Source organism: Pseudomonas bohemica, assembly GCF_002934685.1.
Lineage (GTDB): Bacteria > Pseudomonadota > Gammaproteobacteria > Pseudomonadales > Pseudomonadaceae > Aquipseudomonas > Aquipseudomonas bohemica.
Map to the genome: position 1 here is coordinate 1 of NZ_NKHL01000033.1, position 1,416 is coordinate 1,416.

Here is a 1,416-nt window from a genome sequence, read left to right on the forward strand (position 1 = left end):
TCGATTTTGAACGCTGCCGTTTTTTGAAACCGCTATGGCTCAGCAACTGAGAAATAGCTGCCTACTTCAGACCATCCCTAAGGAGATCGCTCAGCTTCAACGGAAATTTCTAGGGATGACAAAGAGTCAGCAGTCCGCCTTCTTGAGCGAGTTGCCAAAGTCTGCTTTGGTTGAGCAGCTGGATGATGGTCTTTGTATGTATCGATCGAAACATGCTTTATGTGGTGGCGAAGTAGCGGCGTGCCGTCCCGCCGACTGCAATAACGCGCTAATTTCAATTCAAGGGAAGAGAAAGAGTTTTCTTTGGCGAAAGCATGAGAATATGAGATTGTTAGAATTCTTTCGGAATGATTCTCCAAAAATCGCTTACTTGCGTGCGCGAAATATTGAGCTCGATAAATTAATTAGTCAGATTGATGAAGTGGAGCAGTTTTAAATGAAAGGTAAGCCGCGCGGCAGCACAAGCGGGCTTGAGGACTATCACGATAAGTTGCGATCTGCTAATACGGCCCTAATGTTGGCAGTAATTGAGCAACTTAAAGTGATAAAGCCGGACGCTAAGTGGTCTTATAAAGAGGTGTGGTCCGGAGCTGGCTTGAAAAGCAAAGTCGCACTCGATAGCGTTTGGAATGAGCACGTTAGATTAGAAATTGATCGTCACAATAATACCCTGGATTCGCGGAATACTGTGCTCAACGAGAACGTTGTATCTGTTGTGGAGAAGCCTGCAATTCTTGCTTTAAAAGAGCAAGTTAAAATCTTGAAGCAGCAGCGTGATCAGGCCCTCGCTCTGATCGCTCAATATGCTGCAGACACTGATTTTTATAAGCGAAGGTGTGTCGATCTTCAGAGCAGCGTGGATCGATTAAAAGCATATATAAATTCCGTAGAAAGATCCGGCGCCGTCAGATAGCGAAATAAGTGGGTAATTGCACTGATTTGACCAGCTATTTGCATTCGACTTGAACAGCCATTTGCATCGGATGTGACCAGCGCACGGGTTCGTCTTGACCAGCAGGTATCGTCCGATTCTGTTGAAAAAGTCGGATTTTCAAATGGCCTGAACTCAGGCACGACCACCACCGAAGAACCTACTCACCACATTGAGTGGTTTTTCGGCCCTTCGGTGACCTTTGCTGCTCTGCTAGTGGGTTAATTTGAGGTTGTTTGCTTGGTGCAGGCGCACCTATCCTGTGACTGGTGGCCCTTGAGATGAAAATTTGGCCAGCCGTCGCAGGTTCTGCACCGCAGCGGCCAGCGTGAACTCATCCGTCGCGCCACTCATGCCACGTAGCCGCAGGCGATCCAATTTCAGGATGCGCTTGAGGTGGGCAAACTGTTGGCGCTGATTGAAAACTGACCCACCCTGCCGATTGAAAATTGACCCAGGGCAGATTGCCGATTTGTCATCAGCAA

General features: G+C 47.7%; 2 protein-coding genes and 1 pseudogene. 2 read left to right on the forward strand and 1 reads right to left on the reverse strand.

Annotated features, from left to right (window positions below):
- Nucleotides 1-34: 34 nt before the first annotated feature.
- Both CE491_RS00155 and CE491_RS00160 read left to right on the forward strand, forming a co-directional pair.
- Nucleotides 35-436, forward strand: coding sequence for a hypothetical protein (locus CE491_RS00155; RefSeq protein ID WP_110946378.1), 402 nt, complete (start codon nt 35-37; stop codon nt 434-436).
- A complete protein-coding gene (locus CE491_RS00160) occupies nt 437-913 on the forward strand; it encodes a hypothetical protein (RefSeq protein WP_110946379.1) in 477 nt (158 codons plus the stop codon). It begins immediately after the preceding gene.
- A gap of 273 nt (nt 914-1,186) precedes the next feature.
- On the opposite strand, the pseudogene CE491_RS00165 reads toward CE491_RS00160, so the two are convergent.
- Nucleotides 1,187-1,416: pseudogene (locus tag CE491_RS00165) on the reverse strand (hypothetical protein); the annotation flags it as partial.

What these genes read in the sequence shown, in the direction of transcription:
- CE491_RS00155 (WP_110946378.1), top strand. Translation starts at nt 35, where the DNA reads ATGGCTCAGCAACTGAGAAATAGCTGCCTACTTCAGACCATCCCTAAG.
- CE491_RS00160 (WP_110946379.1), top strand. Translation starts at nt 437, where the DNA reads ATGAAAGGTAAGCCGCGCGGCAGCACAAGCGGGCTTGAGGACTATCAC.